The 15,559-nt window shown below is 71.1% G+C and carries 13 protein-coding genes; 3 read left to right on the forward strand and 10 right to left on the reverse strand.

Annotated elements, in window-relative coordinates:
* Positions 1-94: 94 nt before the first annotated feature.
* Positions 95-1,087, forward strand: coding sequence for an SDR family oxidoreductase (locus tag BKA15_RS12500; protein WP_179751208.1), 993 nt, complete (start codon positions 95-97; stop codon positions 1,085-1,087).
* 361 nt (positions 1,088-1,448) lie between these two features.
* On the opposite strand, the gene BKA15_RS12505 is transcribed toward BKA15_RS12500, so the two are convergent.
* A complete protein-coding gene (locus BKA15_RS12505) occupies positions 1,449-2,066 on the reverse strand; it encodes a mycothiol-dependent nitroreductase Rv2466c family protein (protein ID WP_179751210.1) in 618 nt (205 codons plus the stop codon).
* 3 nt (positions 2,067-2,069) lie between these two features.
* Complete coding sequence (locus BKA15_RS12510; protein WP_179751212.1) at positions 2,070-2,744, reverse strand: cysteine peptidase family C39 domain-containing protein; 675 nt, start codon at positions 2,742-2,744, stop codon at positions 2,070-2,072.
* Positions 2,745-2,809: 65 nt separating this feature from the next.
* Here BKA15_RS12510 and treY point away from each other — a divergent pair, with 65 nt between their 5' ends.
* Entirely contained in the window at positions 2,810-5,062 is a 2,253-nt protein-coding gene (treY, locus tag BKA15_RS12515; RefSeq protein ID WP_179751214.1) for a malto-oligosyltrehalose synthase, read from the forward strand.
* Between the two features lie 5 nt (positions 5,063-5,067).
* Here treY and BKA15_RS12520 read toward each other — a convergent pair whose 3' ends face one another.
* From BKA15_RS12520 to BKA15_RS12555, 8 genes are all read right to left on the reverse strand, one after another.
* Positions 5,068-5,652 carry a hypothetical protein gene (locus tag BKA15_RS12520; protein WP_179751216.1) on the reverse strand — a complete coding sequence of 195 codons (585 nt, stop codon included), beginning with the start codon at positions 5,650-5,652 and terminating at the stop codon, positions 5,068-5,070.
* Positions 5,627-6,097, reverse strand: a complete 471-nt coding sequence (locus tag BKA15_RS12525) for a GbsR/MarR family transcriptional regulator (protein WP_179751218.1) — start codon at positions 6,095-6,097, stop codon at positions 5,627-5,629. The genes BKA15_RS12520 and BKA15_RS12525 overlap by 26 nt, the downstream gene beginning before the upstream one ends.
* A 45-nt stretch (positions 6,098-6,142) precedes the next feature.
* Positions 6,143-7,768, reverse strand: coding sequence for an ABC transporter permease (locus BKA15_RS12530; protein ID WP_179751220.1), 1,626 nt, complete (start codon positions 7,766-7,768; stop codon positions 6,143-6,145).
* Positions 7,765-8,670 carry an ABC transporter ATP-binding protein gene (locus tag BKA15_RS12535; RefSeq protein WP_179751222.1) on the reverse strand — a complete coding sequence of 302 codons (906 nt, stop codon included), beginning with the start codon at positions 8,668-8,670 and terminating at the stop codon, positions 7,765-7,767. The genes BKA15_RS12530 and BKA15_RS12535 overlap by 4 nt, the downstream gene beginning before the upstream one ends.
* 57 nt (positions 8,671-8,727) lie before the next feature.
* Positions 8,728-9,297, reverse strand: coding sequence for a dihydrofolate reductase family protein (locus BKA15_RS12540; RefSeq protein WP_179751224.1), 570 nt, complete (start codon positions 9,295-9,297; stop codon positions 8,728-8,730).
* A gap of 206 nt (positions 9,298-9,503) precedes the next feature.
* Positions 9,504-11,609: a hypothetical protein gene (locus BKA15_RS12545; protein WP_179758423.1), complete on the reverse strand. Its 2,106-nt coding sequence runs from the start codon at positions 11,607-11,609 to the stop codon at positions 9,504-9,506.
* A gap of 1,527 nt (positions 11,610-13,136) precedes the next feature.
* Positions 13,137-13,898 carry a hypothetical protein gene (locus BKA15_RS12550; protein ID WP_218871259.1) on the reverse strand — a complete coding sequence of 254 codons (762 nt, stop codon included), beginning with the start codon at positions 13,896-13,898 and terminating at the stop codon, positions 13,137-13,139.
* Between the two features lie 126 nt (positions 13,899-14,024).
* Positions 14,025-14,852, reverse strand: a complete 828-nt coding sequence (locus BKA15_RS12555; protein ID WP_179751225.1) for a TetR/AcrR family transcriptional regulator — start codon at positions 14,850-14,852, stop codon at positions 14,025-14,027.
* 94 nt (positions 14,853-14,946) lie between these two features.
* On the opposite strand from BKA15_RS12555, the gene BKA15_RS12560 reads away from it, so the two are divergent.
* Positions 14,947-15,558, forward strand: coding sequence for a GNAT family N-acetyltransferase (locus BKA15_RS12560; protein ID WP_179751227.1), 612 nt, complete (start codon positions 14,947-14,949; stop codon positions 15,556-15,558).
* The last annotated feature ends 1 nt before the right edge of the window (position 15,559 follow it).

A 15,559-nucleotide genomic window follows, 5' to 3' on the forward strand; every position in this document is an offset into this window, starting at 1 on the left:
CCCGGATTCCCGATTTTCGCAATCGTTGCGCCACGTTTCGGAATCCGGTTACCGTCAGGGCTCGTCCGGCGGATCCTCGCGAAGAATGGCCGGCATGACGCTCTCCGTACTCTTCCTCGGCGGCACCGGCACGATCAGCAGCTGGTGCGCCCGGCGCGCGGTCGACGCCGGGATCACGCTCACCGTGCTCAACCGCGGCACCACGACCCGGCGGCCACTGCCCGAGAGGGTCGAGGAACTGCGCGGCAACGCCCGCGACCCGGACTCGGTCCGAGCCGCGATCGGCGACCGCCGCTTCGACGTCGTGGTCGACTTCGTCGCGTTCCTGCCCGAGCACGTCGCCGCCGACATCGAGGTGTTCCGCGGACGGACCGGCCAGTTCATCTTCATCAGCTCGGCGTCGGCGTACCAGAAGCCGGTCGGCCGGTTGCCGATCACCGAGTCGACGCCGCTGCACAACCCGTTCTGGAAGTACTCCCGGGACAAGATCGCCTGCGAGGAGCTCTTGATCAACGCGTACCGGAGCGAGGGGTTCCCGGCCATCATTGTCCGCCCCTCGCACACCTACGACGACCTGCGCACGCCACTGCTCGGCGGCCATGCCGACATCGACCGGATGCGGGCCGGCCGGCCGGTCCTGGTGCACGGCGACGGCACCTCGCTGTGGACGCTGACCCACAGCTCCGACTTCGCCGTCGCGTTCACCGGGCTGCTCGGCGACCGGCGCACCGTCGGGGACGCCTTCACGATCACCTCCGACGAGGCCCTCACCTGGGACCAGGTCTACCGCGCGATCGGTGCCGCCGCCGGCGCCGAACCGGACCTGGTGCACGTCTCGTCGGAGACCATCGCCCGCTACGCGCCGAGTCTCGGCCCGGGCCTGCTCGGCGACAAGGCGCACTCGGTCGTCTTCGACAACACCAAGATCAAGTCCGTGGTGCCGTCGTACGTCTGCACCGTGCCGTACGCGGAGGGAGCTCGACGGATCGTCGCCGCCTATGACGCCGACCCGTCGCTGGCCACGCCGAACCAGGAGTTCGAGGCCGTCTACGACGCGCTGGTCGGGCTTGCCACCAGCGCGCCGTAACGTGCCCTGCTTCGACGAGCTCAGCCCGAATCCACCGAACGCCAACCGAAGCGGCTTGGCCGAAGTCGCGGCTGCCGCGGCAAGGTGCGAGCGCGCAGCTCGCCGAGCGGACGATGTGACCTCGAATCCGGCGAGGTTTCCCGGTCAAGCAGTCCGCTCGGTGATGCAGGGCTCCGAGCGTGACGCAACGGGCGCGGTGAACGGAAGTGGTGCGCGCACGGGCGGGCCGCGCCGGGGTGTCGCGATTTCTCTTCGCATCAGAGAGTTCAACGTTGCACCGAGCAGTTGCGGGCGATGCCAAGAGAAATCGCGACATCTCACGAACGGGGTTGGTGGATCCGGGCTCAGGGAGCGTGATGGATCAGTCGAAGTGCAGGGAGTCGGTCCGCTCGCGCTTGATCTCGAAGAAGTACGGGAACGAGGCCAGCGTGACCGTGGCGTCCCACAGCCTGCCGGCGTCCTCGCCGCGCGGGATCCGGGTGATCACCGGGCCGAAGAACGCGACACCGTTGACGTGGATGGTCGGCGTGCCGACGTCCTTGCCGACCTTGTCCATCCCCTCGTGGTGGCTGGCCCGGATCTCCTCGTCGTACTCGGTCGACTCGGCGGCCTCGGCCAGCTCGGCGGGCAGCCCGAGCTCGTCCAGCGACTCCTTGATCACCACGGCGAAGTCCTTGTTGCCCTGGTTGTGGATCCGGGTGCCGTAGGCGGTGTAGAGCGGGCTGAGGATCTCCTCACCCTTCAGCCGGGTGGCCGCGATGGCGACCCGCTGCAACGCCCAGCCGCGGGCCACGCCGGTGCGGTACTCCTCGGGGATGTCCTGATTCTCGTTCAGGACGGCGAGGCTCATCACATGGAACTTGGTCTCGATGTCGCGGGCCTTCTCCACCTCGAGGATCCAGCGGGACGTGATCCAGCAGAACGGGCAGAGCGGGTCGAACCAGAAGTCGGCGCGATCGCGCGCAGTGGTATCAGTCACGCATTACGACAACCGGGCGCCGGTGGCGCGTATTCCCGTCGGCGACCGGTCCCACCGATCACCGAGCAGGACGCCGCGACCTGCCGAGAACGCGGCAAGCCGGCCCCAGGACACGGGAGCGTACTGCTGAGAGGTCCCCGGCAGCCCGGACGGATTGTGGATCAGCAGCGCATCCTCGGTGGCGCCGACGGCGAGGACCAGGTGACCACCCCGCGAAGGCGGCTGGGTGGTCCCCGGGTCGCGGATCGCCTTGTGCACCGAGATCAGAGCGAGACCGCCGTCGGCCAGGTGCCGGCGAACCATACCCGCGGTCAAGGTGGGTTCGACGTGGGCGCGAAGGCCCCATCGTGCCTGGACGTGATCGGCGAACGGCCGGTAGATCAGGCCCCTCACGGAGTTCCCGTCGCGGACGTAGGCACCCGCCACGAACAGGTCCCGGGCCAGCGGCACCGACCGTGGGACGGCGTAGCCCCAGTGGCCCAAGGCCATCCGGAGACAGGCGACACCGCACGTTCTCGACGCCCAGAACGCGTACTCCTCACGGTTCGTCGCACCAGACCGGGACCACCGCGGATCGTCGGCCGGCGTGATGGTGCCTGCGATCAGTCCGGGCACCAGTTCGGCGGACTCGTACTGCGCGTAGTACGGCACCTGGTGCATCAGCACGGCAGGGGCCATGGGCGTCAGTGTGGCCTACGGCCGACCGCCTGCGCCGCGCCGGCACGACCTTCTAGGCTCGCGGAGTGACTCCGAGCTCGACGTACCGGCTGCAGATCCGACCCGGCTTCACCTTGCACGACGCCGCCGCGCTGGCTGGCTATCTGGCCGAGCTCGGCGTCGGCGCGGTCTACCTGTCGCCGCTGCTGCGGGCGACCAGCGGTTCCGACCACGGGTACGACACCACGGACCCGACGGTGATCGACCCGGATCGGGGCGGCGAGGAGGGCTGGCGGGCGCTGCTCGACGCGGCCCGCGAGCACGAGCTCGGGGTGGTGGTCGACATCGTGCCGAACCACCTCGGGATCGCCGTGCCGCACGAGAATCCGGCCTGGTGGGATGTGCTGACCCATGGGCGGGAGTCCCGCTACGCGGACTGGTTCGACGTGGACTGGTCGGCCGGGCCGATCATCCTGCCGGTGCTCGGCGACGAGGGCGGGCCGGAGCTCGTCGACGGCGAACTGCGCTATTTCGAGCATCGGTTCCCGTTGGCTCCGGGCAGCTGGGCCGACGGCGACGACGCCGCCACCGTTCATGATCGTCAGCACTACCGGCTGGCGCACTGGTCCCGTGGTGATCATGAACTGACCTACCGGCGGTTCTTCTCGATCACCACCCTGGCCGGCGTACGGGTCGAGGACGAACAGGTCTTCGCCGCCACCCACGCCAAGATCACCGACCTCGTCGCCGACGGCGTGGCCGGGCTGCGGATCGATCATCCGGACGGCCTCGCCGACCCGACCGGCTACCTGGAGCGGCTGCGCCGACTGGCCCCGGACGCCTGGATCGTCGCCGAGAAGATCCTGGAGCCCGGCGAGGAGTTGCCGGCCGAGTGGCCGATCGCCGGCAGCACCGGGTACGACGCGCTGGCCGAGGTGGACCGGGTGCTCCGCGACCAAGATCACGACGCGCCGCTGACCGAGCTGTATCGCGAGCTGACCGGCGACGGCACCGGCTTCGAGGAGTACGTCGAGCGGGGCAAGCGGATGGTCGCCGAGACGCTGTTCCAGGCCGAGCGACGGAGGCTGGCCCGGCTCGCCCCGGACGTCGAGCGGGCCGGCGAGGCGCTGGCCGAGATCGCGATCGCGTACGAGGTCTACCGCTCCTACCTGCCGATCGGTGCGGACCGGCTGGACTGGGCCCTCGCCGAGGCCGCCCGGCGCCGCCCGGAACTGGCGGAAACCCTGTCCACGTTGGGATCCCGGCTGCGCGATCCGGCCGACGAGTTGGCGGTACGGGTGCAGCAGTTGGCCGGGGCCGTGATGGCCAAGGGCGTCGAGGACACCGCGTACTACCGCTACAGCAGGTTCGTCGGCGGCAACGAGGTGGGCGGCGATCCGGCGCAGGTCGGCGGCACCGTCGAGGAGTTCCATGCCGCGCAACGGCGGCGGTTGGACGGGAGCCCGGACGCGATGACCGCGCTGTCCACGCACGACACCAAGCGCGGCGAGGACGTCCGGGCCCGGCTCGCCGTACTGCCGGAGCTACATGATCACTGGGCCGGCTTCGCGGCGGCCTTCCTGGACCGGACCGGGCTGCCCAACCGCCGCTTCGGCTACCTGCTGGCGCAGACGCTGGCCGGCACCGGTCCGATCGACCGGGACCGGTTGCAGGCGTACGCGGAGAAGGCGGCCCGGGAGGCGGCGGAGGAGACCGGCTGGACCCGGGTCGACGCCGCGTACGAGAGCGCGCTGCGGTCGGCGATCGACCTGGCCTACGACGATCCCGAGGTGCGCGCGGCCTGGGACCTGCTGGACGCCATGATCACCGGACCGGGCCGGTCCAACGCGCTGGCCGCGAAGCTGCTCCAGCTGACCGCTCCCGGCGTCCCGGATGTCTATCAGGGAACGGAACTGTGGACCGACTCGCTGGTCGACCCGGACAACCGGCGCCCGGTCGACTTCGGCCGCCGCGCCTCCTTACTGGCCGGACTTGATCATGCTCCGCCGATCGACGACAGCGGCGCGGCGAAGCTCTGGGTGACCCGGAACGCGCTCAGGTTGCGCCGCGAGGCACCGGAACTGTTCACCGATTACCGGCCGCTGTCGGCGACCGGACCGGCGACCCGGCACCTGATCGGCTACGACCGCGGCGGAGCGATCACGCTGGCCACCCGGCTGCCGGTGGGGCTGGCCCGGACCGGCTGGGCCGGCACCACTGTCGACCTGCCCGACGGGCTCCACGACCGGCTCAGCGGCCGCGAGGTCCCCGGCGGGCGCACCGAGCTGGCCGCCCTGCTGGCCGACTATCCGGTCGCACTGCTGGCCCCAGCCCGGTAAAGCCCTCAGGGCTCGTCGTCATCTCCGGTGAGGGCCCGGGTCTCCTGGCGCAGGACGACCGTCGTCCGGCTGATCCAGTCGGCGATCGCGGCCTGCTGATCGGGCGGATAGCGCTCGGCGAGCTTGGCCATCGACCGGCTCAGTGACCGGAAGGCGGCCGCCGCGCGCGGGTTCGCCCGCGGCACCGCGATGATCACCAGCCGTCGCCGATCCGCGGGATCCCGGTCCCGCCGGACCAGCCCGGCCCGGTCCAGGCCGGCGAACTGTTCACCCTCGCGGTCCGGGCCGCGTTCGTCGTCTGGCTCTGCCGGCGACTGCTGGCCCGAGAGCCCGGCTGGACCTCGTTCACCGAGGCCTTTCGGCGGGCCGGGCGCGGGATTGCCGCCACCTGGCGGGTCCAGCTGTGGTCCGCCGGCTACCTGCTCGTGCTGGCCCCGATCTTCAACAACCTGCTCAAGGGAGTCGGCCCGCTGCTCGTCCCGACTTCGGCTCAGGACGCGTTCTGGACGGCGTTGCTGGCGATCAAGAACGTGACCATCATCCCGTTCTGCATGATCTGGCTGATCATGATCGTTCGTCGCGCGCTGCACGCTGCGCCTGCCACTCCGCAACCAGCGCAGGCGTCCGCTCGGCCACGAAACTGAAGAAGTCCCGGGTCTCGGCCAGCCGCCGGCCCGCCGCGGTGTCCGCTCCGACAGCGCCGACGCCGCGGTCGAACTCGGCGGCCAGCCGCGGATAGACCGGGTTCCGGGAGATCACCGCCTCATACCAGTGATCGCTGCCCAGCGAGTACGAGTCCAGCCGGTCACCCGGATTGCGGGACTTGATCAAGAACCCGGCTTCGATCAAGGACCGTCCGGCGCCGCTGATCGCGGCCGGGCTGACGGACAACGTCTCGGTCAGTTCCGGCACGGTCAGGCTGCCGGTCTCCGACGAGAGCACGGCGCCGAGCACCCGGGCCGCCATCCGCTGCAGCCCGGACCCGGCCAGCACCAGGGCCAGCCCCTCGATGAACTCGGCTCGTGCGTCGCGCACCGCCCCTCCCCTCACGCCGTTGGTTGGCACCCTACCGGGGCGGGCTCACCCGGTCCGGAGATCCCGGCGGCGCAGGGCCTGCAGGCCGACCACGGCCAGCAACGCGGTGATCGCGATCAGCACGAGCAGCGGCACCACCTGCAGGGCGGCGCCGGTGATGATCTTGCTCACGTACGCGAACGGGATGACCAGATTCGCCGCGGCGTACTGCAGGCCGAGGATCGGGCCGAGGCTCTCGCCGAACACGTTGACGAAGATCCAGGCGAGCCAGCCGCCGATCACCGCGACCCGCGGCGCCAGACCGATCAACGCCATGATCACTCCGGCCAGCACCCAGATCGCCGGCACCTGGACGACTGCGGCCGCGAGCACCCGACCGACCTGCACCGGCCCGGTGCCGGAGGTGACGCCGTAGCTCAGGCCGGCGGCGAGACCGCTGGCGACCATGATCGCCAGGCTGCCGGCCAGCGCGATCAGCAGCTGCGCACCCGCCCAGGCGCGGCGGCTGATCGTGGTCGACAGGGTGACCTCGGCCAGCCCGGCGGCCTCGTCGGCGCGCAGCCGCGCCAGCACCAGCACCGGGTAGAGCGCGACCGTACCGGCGATCGAGACCAAGATCATCCAGATGAACGTGTCCGCGATCGACGCATCCGGGCGGGCCGCGTAGCGCCCCAGGAATTCCCGGATCTGGGGCCCGCCGCGGTCGGCGATCTCCGGCATTCCGGCCGCGACTCCGGCCGTGGCCAGCGAGATCCCGGCACAGGCGGCGAGCCAGCCGAGCAGGAAGCCTCGCTGCAGTCGCCAGGCCAAACCGAGCGCGCCGGACAGGTTCGGGGCGGCCGCTGCGGGGCCCGGCCGGGGAGCGATCACGCCGGCACCGAGGTCGCGGCGGTCGGCCAGCCGCGCCGTGATCACGATCCCCGCCAGGACGACCGCGGCCGGCACCAGCAGGACCGCCCAGTGCTCGCCGCCGTACGGGGCGACCAGGTGGCTCCAGCCGGTGAAGGACAGCCAGCGCAGACCGAGCAGCCCGCTGCCGTCGGCGACGAACCGGATCAGGTACGCCAGCCCGAGCGCCACCGCGGCCAGCACGGTGGCACCGCGGGCCCGTTCGGTCAGCTGGGCCGCAAGCACGCCGATCACCGCGGCCACCGCACCGGCCGACGCCAAGGCCGCGGCGAACGCGAGGCTCCCGGCAACGCCGGTGCCGAGCATGATCAGGCCGACCCCGATCAGGCCGGCAGTGATGATCACGACGCCCAGCGCGATGATCAACGCAGACAGCCAGGACGCATGCCGGCCGATCGTGCCGGCCCGGACCAGCTCGAGTCGGCCGGACTCCTCCTCGGCCCGGGTCTGCCGGATCACGATCATGATCGCGACCAGGGCCAGCAGGACGTACAGGATGTCGCCGATCTTCCACACCACCAGCGCGCCGAGCGTGTCGCCGCCCAACTGACCGGTGAAGGCGGTGAGCGCGGTGTTGCCGCCGACCTCGGCGGCGAAGGCCTGCCGATCGGCGACGGTGGGGAACGTCCGGGCATACTGCAGCGCCGTACCGATCCCCAGCAGGACCAGGAACGCGGCGGCGCCGAACAGCAGCACCCGGCTCCGGCGCAGACCGAGGCGGACCGAGAATCCCGTTCCCTGGAAGGGTTTCCCGCCGTTCATCGGACCGCTCCGACCGGTTCCTCGGCCTGGTAGTGCCGCAGGAACAGATCCTCCAGGCTGGGCGGTCGGCTGACCAGGCTGCCGACGCCGGCCCGGGCCAGCACGCCGAGCAGTTCGCTCAGTGCGCTGGCGTCGACCTGGCAGTTGATCATGGAACCGGACCGCCGGACATCGTGTACGCCGGCCAGCCCGGCCAGCTCGGGCACCGGTCCGATGAGCTCGGCGGAGACCGAGGTCCGGGTCAGGTGGCGCAGGTCGGCCAGGGTGCCGGACTCCACCGTGCGGCCGGACCTGATGATCGTCACCCGGTCGCACAGCGCCTCGACCTCGGACAGGATGTGCGAGGACAACAGCACGGTCCGGCCCGCTGCCCGTTCCTCCCGGATGCAGTCGGTGAAGATCGCTTCCATCAGCGGGTCGAGCCCGGAGGTCGGCTCGTCGAGGATGAGCAGGTCCACCCGCGCCGCCAGGGCCGCGATCAGCGCGACCTTCTGCCGGTTGCCCTTGGAGTAGGTGCGGCACCGCTTGCGCGGGTCGAGGTCGTACCGCTCGATCAGTTCGGTGCGCCGGGCCTGGTCGAGCCCGCCGCGCAGCCGGCCGAGCAGGTCGATCACCTCGCCGCCGGTGAGATTCGGCCAGAGCGCGACGTCGCCCGGCACGTAGGCCAGCCGGCGGTGCAGGTCCGTGGCTTCCTGCCAGGGGTCACCGCCGAAGAGCCGTACCGTTCCCCCGTCGGCCCGGATCAGGCCGAGCAGGATCCGGATGGTGGTGGACTTCCCCGCACCATTCGGGCCGAGGAAGCCGTGCACCTCGCCGGACCCGACGCCGAGGTCGAGTCCGTCGAGGGCCACGTTCGCGCCGTACGCCTTGCGCAGGCCGGCGATCTCGATGGTTTGAGTCACGATCTCCAGATTACACGCATTTCACATGCTTGTGAAGATCGTGAATTGGTCCGAGATTCACACCCTCGTGTACCAGGTGACCTGCGCCGAGCCCTCGACCTCCTCGCGCCGAGTCGGCCGGAACAGGGTCGGATCGAACCGCCCGGCGAGCATCGGAACCCCGGCACCGGCGACGACCGGATAGCTCTTGATGATCAACTCGTCAATCTCCGGCAGCACCGAGGCGGCGAGCTTCCCGCCACCGCCGAGCCAGATGTCCAGCGGGGAGTCCTCCGCCTTCAGCCGGCGGATCAGCGGCATCGGGTCGTCGACCACCTCGACACTCGGGTCGTCGACCTGCAGCGTGCTGGAGACGACGTACTCCCGAAGATGGGCGTACGGGTGCGTCGACGGGATCGCCAGGGCCGGCTCGAACGTGCCGCGCCCCATCACCAGCGTGTCGAACGCCTTGTTCTCGGCATCGTCGAAGCCGAGCGCCTGGCGCCCATGAGTCGGCAGCGTCTCCGGGTAGCACTCTTGGATCCAGTCCAACATCCGCTGAGGCACCGGAAAGAAGTCGATCTCCTGACCTGGGCCGGCGATGTAGCCGTCGAGCGAGACCCCGACGTAGTAGACGAGCTTTCGCATCCTGTGATCCTCTCCTTGAAGTACTTCAAGCATAGTACTTCATTCGGAGTGGTTATAGTACGCGCGGTGCGACGGGAGTCACGTTGATCGCGCCTTCGGCCGGACTGCCGCGCCGGTAGTGTCCGGGGTCCGACCGTGGCCGGGAAGCCAACGCTCCCGCACCCACGGGCGTGCGGCCACCGGCCACGGTCTTCCAGCCCGGCCCGTCAGGGCGGAGGAATCAGCCCCTCCGAACGCACCGTCCAGTCCGCCGGGAAGCCCGGCGCGGAACGCTCGGGGCCGCCGGTCCAGCCGGCCGCCATCAGTGCGACCGCCGCGAGCAGGCCGCCGTTGCCCGGCAGATAGAGCGGCAGCGAGCTGGTCTGCCGGTTGTGCCCGTTGGGCAGCACCTCGTTCTTGTGCCGGTCGGCCAGCAGGGCGTCGACCGCGGTCTCGGGCCGGCCGAGCCGGGCCGCGCACATCGCGATCACCGGATAGTCCCAGCCCCAGGTGCTGGACCAGTCCCAGTCGCCGAGGACGTCGTCGAGGGTCGCCGCCATCACCTCGGAGTTGATCTTGGTCGTCTGCGGCAGTACGCCGAGCGCGCACAGCATCGACGGGTGATCGGTCCGGATCGTGTACGGGTCGACGCCGATCGCCGGATAGCGCCCGGCCCGCGGGACCGGCGCGATGATCTTGTCCGAGACCTCCCGCCAGGCCGGGTCGGCGGGCCGACCGAGCCGCTCCCGCCAGCGGCAGGCGAGGTCGAGCGCCCAGTGCCAGTAGACGAGTTCGTACGTCGGGTTCCACAACCTGGCCCGCATCCCGCCGTAGCTCTCCTGGGCCGGGATCAGCGGCGGGCCGAGTTCGTACCCGCGGTCGGTGGGCACCGCCAGGTCGGCCATGAAGTCGGCGCTGGCGAAGACGACGTCGGCGAACTCCTCCAGCACCGCGCGGTCCGCCCCCGGGTCTTGATCGGCGACGGCCCGGTAGGCCAGCTCGGCGAGGAAGATCGGATGCGGCTGCTGCCAGACCAGGAACGGTCCGATCGAACTGGGAGCCTCTCGGACGTCCGGACCGATCTGCTTGGGCCAGCGGGCACCCCGGTAGCCCTGTTCGGAAGCGATCCCGCGGGCCACCGGCAAGGCGTCGTGATACCAGCGAAGGCTCCGCAGCAGCAGGTCGGGGCGACCCCACAGCGCGAAGTGGGCGCTGTGCCACCAGTGCATCTCCAGATGGAACTTGCCGCGCCAGGAGTTGCAGATCAGGCCGGTCTCGGCCGGCGGCGTCGAACCCGCGCTGAGCGCGGTCAGGTACTGCGACAACACCGTGCGCCGCTCCAGTTCGGCCGCCCGCGGATCGTCGGTGCCGGACAGGTCCACCACGCCGCCGCTCGACCAGTAGCCGGACCACCAGCCGGCCGCCCGCCGTTGGACGTCCGCGAACTCCGGAACCTGATCTTGGGAGGTAGGGCCGGGACCGAACCACGCCCGAAGCTCGAACTCCCCCGCCCGGCCCGGATCCAGCCGGAGCGTGTGCGGGCCGACCCGGCGCAGGCTCGACCCGGGGCTGGTGGCCAGCCGTACCTCGTAGCGGGTGTCGTCCAGCTCCCGCCGGATCGTCCACCCGTCCCGGGCGGGCTCGCTCTCCGTGCGGTGCCGCTCGGGCGTGGACCAGTCGGCCGCGCTGTGCCAGTCCTCGCTGCCGTACGGGAAGTCGAGCCGGATCGCCAGCAGCCCGGCCGCCAGCGCCGGCGACGCGACCCGGACCGCGACCAGATCCCGGTCCGGATCGACCACGGTGATCACCCGGACCTCGTGACCCGCCAGCCGGAACGTGCTGTGCAGCGCACCGGTCCAGGCGTCCAGCCGCTGCTCCGCCGCCACCAGGTCCGCCGGCCCGATCGCCTCGCCGGCCGGGCCGCGGTCGGTCCGGGCGAACCCGATCCGGCCGAGGTGCAGCCGGTGCGGATTGGCCCGTAGCCAGAGATCCCGATTGTTGGTCCCGTGCTCGGTGCCGCCCTTGACCGCGCCGGTCTGGTCGACGTAGCGGACCGGGCCGCGCGGGCTCTCGTACGTGATCATGGAATCGGCGATCGCGTACGGCTCCGCGGGCGGAACACTGTGCCAGCCCCACTGGCTCATCGTCCCGAGCAGCGTCGCGTCCCTCGCCCCCGGATCCCGCGGACCGACCGGATAGTGCTCCGGAAACGTCTGCAACCCGGTCAGATCGGCCGTGAAGCAGAACTCCCCGTTGCCCACCGTCAGCGGCGACCGCGGATCCGCCTCCCGCAACACCACCTCGTGTCGCCGCACCACCGCCTGCCGATCCATGCCGTCCACCGGTTCCCCCTCGGACTGAGAAATCGCTTTCTCACCTCAGGCTACCCCTCCCGCCACCGGCCCTGCACACCACCCCGGGATGCGCGGCCCGATCGTCGAGTGTGAGGTTGCGAACGTGTGAAATCGATTTTTCGGGTACGAAACGTCACAGTCGGCGTCAGGTCGGGACCCGGGCACGGCGCACCTCGGAGAGTGCGGCTCGGCTGGCCGCTCTGCCGGGACCACCCACCCCGTGGCCGATTCCCGCGCCACTCCCACCACGCGCCAACATCGGCCCCTTCGACCTCCACCTACCCGTTGCCGACTCCCGCCCGCGCGGACGCCCGCCCCGCGCGGACTCCCGCCCCGCGCGGAGTCCCGCCTCGCACAGAGTCCCCCGCGGGACTCCCGCTCCGCGCGCCGACGCCTTGTCCGCGCGGAGTCCCGCCCCCCGCGCCGACTTCGGCCCAACGGGACCTTGGCCCAGCTGACCTTCGCACCGCCCGTCCCGGCCACCACTCCCAACCCCGCGCCCGCTCCCACCCCGCGCCGACTTCAGCCCCGCGCGACCTTGGCCCAGCGGACCTTCGCCCGCCGACCTCCGCCCTGCCCGTTCCGGCCACCACTCCCATCCCGGCGCCGCTCCCACCTCGCGCGAACTTCGACCCCGCGCGACCTTGGCCCAGCGGACCTTCGCCCCCGACCTCCGCTCTGCCCGTCCCGGCTACCCGCACTGCGCCGGCTTCGGCCCGTGCCGACCTCCACACCCCCGGCCTACTCCTGCCTCGCGCGAAGTCCCGACTCGCGCGGGGTCCCGCCGCCCCCGCGGACTCCCGGCCCGCCCCGACTCTTGCCCCGCGCCGACTTCGGCCCCGTGCGGACCTTCCGCAGGCAGCGTTCCGAACGTGCTCACCGCTCCATCCCGACGGACGCGAGCTTCGGACGTCTCCGGCCTCGTCACCACGGTCAGCCTGGTCGACCTCGCTCTGACCACGACTCCCGCGGCCTCGCGCCGCCAACTCCACCGCTCACCCGTCGGACCCACACCCGCCACCGCAGCCCTGGTCCCATTCCGTCGCCCACCGCGCCAGCCGTCGAAGCCGCAGCTCCGGTTCCCCATCGACCCTCACCGGGGAATCGCGGACCCAATCATCGAGTGTGACGTTACGACCACCCGAAATCGATTTCAGCGGTAGGAACCGTCACACTCGGCGTCAGGTCGACCGGGACGTCCCGCGTCCGAGTCGACCCCGCCCGCGCCACCCGCTCCTCGCGGAAGCCCGCCGCTGATCCCCTCGCCCACACCCGGTCTGCCTGCCTGGCGACTGCGTCGGCCCGACGGGCCGTGCGCCCCGGCCCGGTATGACCCAGCGCCAGGCAAATCGTTGATCAACATCGGCCGCCGCGCCGCCTGGTCCAAACTCGCCGCCGGCGTAGCGCTTCACGGTGTTCGGGGAACACACGCCAACTTCCCGGCATCACCAGAGATCGCCGGGACGTGCCTTTTCAAGACTCATGGACGCTTCCACCCCTACTCGCTCAGAGCACCGGGAAACCCGGCGGCTCCGCCGCACAGGCGAAGATCCAGGGCAGCCGGCGTTCGCAGCCCACATCGACGGAGTTCACCGGCGAACGGACCTGGTAGACCACGAAAGTCTCCGCTGTCACCGGTCTGTCGACGCCCGGGGTCACCCGCGCGGCACCGGGATCGTCGGGCGTGGGAACCGCGCACCGATCCGGTTGATCGACCGGCGGTTCACCGCCCGGATCCACCCACCACAGCGCCGCCGCATACTCGCTGGGTCGGCTGGCACCGTAGTCGGGCATCAGCACGTCGAAGAGGATCTCCGAGCACGTGGGGGTGCCCGCGGTGTTCCCGCCCAGTTGAGCGGCGACGACCTCCGCGCCACCGGCACCCGGCGACGGGTAGATCTCGTACGCCACGAGCGAGCACTGCTGCCGGTAGAACATCACCACATCCTGCTCGCCGTCACCATCGCTGTAGCGAGGGGAGAGCCAGCAGGAGACCTGGGTCCACGTACGAGCCGGGACACCCAAGTCCGCCAACGGGGAACGGAACTCGTCCTGCTTGGCGAGCAGTTCCGGGCGACCGGTGGCTACCTCGTCGACGAGCTTCCGCGCAGCGCTGGAATGGACGGCCCGGAAGATCGGGCCCGGAATGATCATGACGAGCGCCGACGCCACCACGACGATGATCATCCTGATCGTCCAGCGGCGCAGTGGTGATGGCGGCGCTGCCTGCGGGAGTTCCCGGACATCGTCCATGTCGGTGGGTGTCATCCGTGGAGGTGCTCGAACATGACGTCGAAGTCGTCCGGCGCCACCCCGAAAAGACCCTCGCCCATCACCACGACACGACGATACCCGCAGGCGATCCTCCGGACAGCGAGAGCATGATCATTTCCATCAGGTCTCGGGGCGCGCCGAGGACAGGCCGTCGAGGAGGAGGTCGAGGCCGGCGTCGAGGACCTCGTCCAGGTCGAGTTCGGGCGGGTCCGGGCCGCCGAACAGCCGGTACATCAGGGGCGACGAGCCGGGCCCGAGCAACTCGGCCAGGTCGGCGTGCGCCGACCCGGTGCGGCCTTCGGCGCTGCGGCGAGGTACGGCCTCGGCGCTCCAGAGCAGGGCGAGGCCCTGGACCAGGCCGGAGACGGCCAGGTAGCCGGCCAGCAGGTCGCGCGGTGGCAGGCCGGGCCGGTCCAGCGCGGTCAGGTAGCGCTCCAGGATCTCGAACAGCGCCGGCCCGACGGGCGGCCGGATCCGCGCCAGCACGGTGAGCAGCCAGGGATGGCTCCGGTAGAGCTCCCACTCCTGCCGGGCCTCGTGGCGGAGCCGGGCCCGCCAGTCGGACGACTCGGGCGGTGCCGGTACGTCAGCCAGGACGAGCTCGGCCATCGCGGCCAGCAGCGCGTCGCGGTCGGGGTAGTAGCGGTAGAGCGCGGCGGTCGCTACGCCGAGCTCGGTGGCCAGCCGCCGGGTCGACACCGCGTCCAGACCCAGCCGGTCGGCCAGCCCGACTGCGGCGCGCGCGATGGAGACCGCGGTCAGCGGCCGGCGGCGCCGGCGCGGCGCAGGGGCCGGCGCAGGGGGCGCGGTGCGCACGGCATCCCGGCGGGACCGGTAGGAGCGGGCCTGGCAGGACCGGGAGCAGTAGCGGCGGCGCCGGCCCCGCTCCGGCTGGACGATGCCGCGGCCGCACCCGAGGCAGCGGGACGGCGCCGACTCGTACGTCATTTCGTCACACTAGTCGGTGTGACGAAACGGCGGGAGTTCCTTCGAAGCAAGCCTAATCTGGCCGGACTGACAGTGATCACCAGGAGGGAATCAGATGCCAGCTCCGCTCACCGTACGGCGCGCGACGGATGCCGACCGCGACCCCGTGATCAACGCGTTCGGCCGTTGCACCGACGAGGAGGTGACGTCCTGGGTGATGGCCGGCGAGTCCGACGCCTCGTTCCGGGACTCCCAGGTCCCGCTGATCATCGACTCGGCACTGAAGCAGGACGAGGTCTGGATCGCCGGCGCCGGCCCCGACATCTGGGCCGTCGCGATCTGGCAGCGGGTCGACTCGCTGGACCGGTTCCGGGCCGACGCCGACCAGGCCCGGGAGCTCCACCGGCAGAATCCCGACTTCGCCCCGTTCCGCCGGCTCGCCGCCGTGACCGCCTACCTCGCCGAGGCACACCCGCAGCACTTTCCGCACCTCTACCTGCAGGTCATGGTCACCGTGCCCGAGCGCCGCGGCCACGGCGCGGGCGGTGCGCTGCTGGACACCCGGCTGGCCCTGCTGGAGGCCGAGGGCTCGCCGGCGTTCCTCGAGGCCAGCACCGAACGGTCGGCCCGGCTCTACAGTCGGCACGGGTTCCGCCGCGACAGTCGTCCGCACACCCTGCCCGAGGGCGGCCCGACCCTGATCCCGATGTGGTTCCGGCTTCCCTGAA

Origin of the sequence: Microlunatus parietis (genome assembly GCF_013407955.1) — a bacterium.
Lineage (GTDB): Bacteria > Actinomycetota > Actinomycetes > Propionibacteriales > Propionibacteriaceae > Microlunatus > Microlunatus parietis.

What these genes read in the sequence shown, in the direction of transcription:
- BKA15_RS12510 (WP_179751212.1), bottom strand. Translation starts at nt 2,744, where the DNA reads ATGGCCCCTGCCGTGCTGATGCACCAGGTGCCGTACTACGCGCAGTAC.
- BKA15_RS12545 (WP_179758423.1), bottom strand. Translation starts at nt 11,609, where the DNA reads ATGGATCGGCAGGCGGTGGTGCGGCGACACGAGGTGGTGTTGCGGGAG.
- BKA15_RS12555 (WP_179751225.1), bottom strand. Translation starts at nt 14,852, where the DNA reads ATGACGTACGAGTCGGCGCCGTCCCGCTGCCTCGGGTGCGGCCGCGGC.
- BKA15_RS12540 (WP_179751224.1), bottom strand. Translation starts at nt 9,297, where the DNA reads ATGCGAAAGCTCGTCTACTACGTCGGGGTCTCGCTCGACGGCTACATC.
- BKA15_RS12560 (WP_179751227.1), top strand. Translation starts at nt 14,947, where the DNA reads ATGCCAGCTCCGCTCACCGTACGGCGCGCGACGGATGCCGACCGCGAC.
- BKA15_RS12550 (WP_218871259.1), bottom strand. Translation starts at nt 13,898, where the DNA reads ATGACACCCACCGACATGGACGATGTCCGGGAACTCCCGCAGGCAGCG.
- BKA15_RS12500 (WP_179751208.1), top strand. Translation starts at nt 95, where the DNA reads ATGACGCTCTCCGTACTCTTCCTCGGCGGCACCGGCACGATCAGCAGC.
- BKA15_RS12530 (WP_179751220.1), bottom strand. Translation starts at nt 7,768, where the DNA reads ATGAACGGCGGGAAACCCTTCCAGGGAACGGGATTCTCGGTCCGCCTC.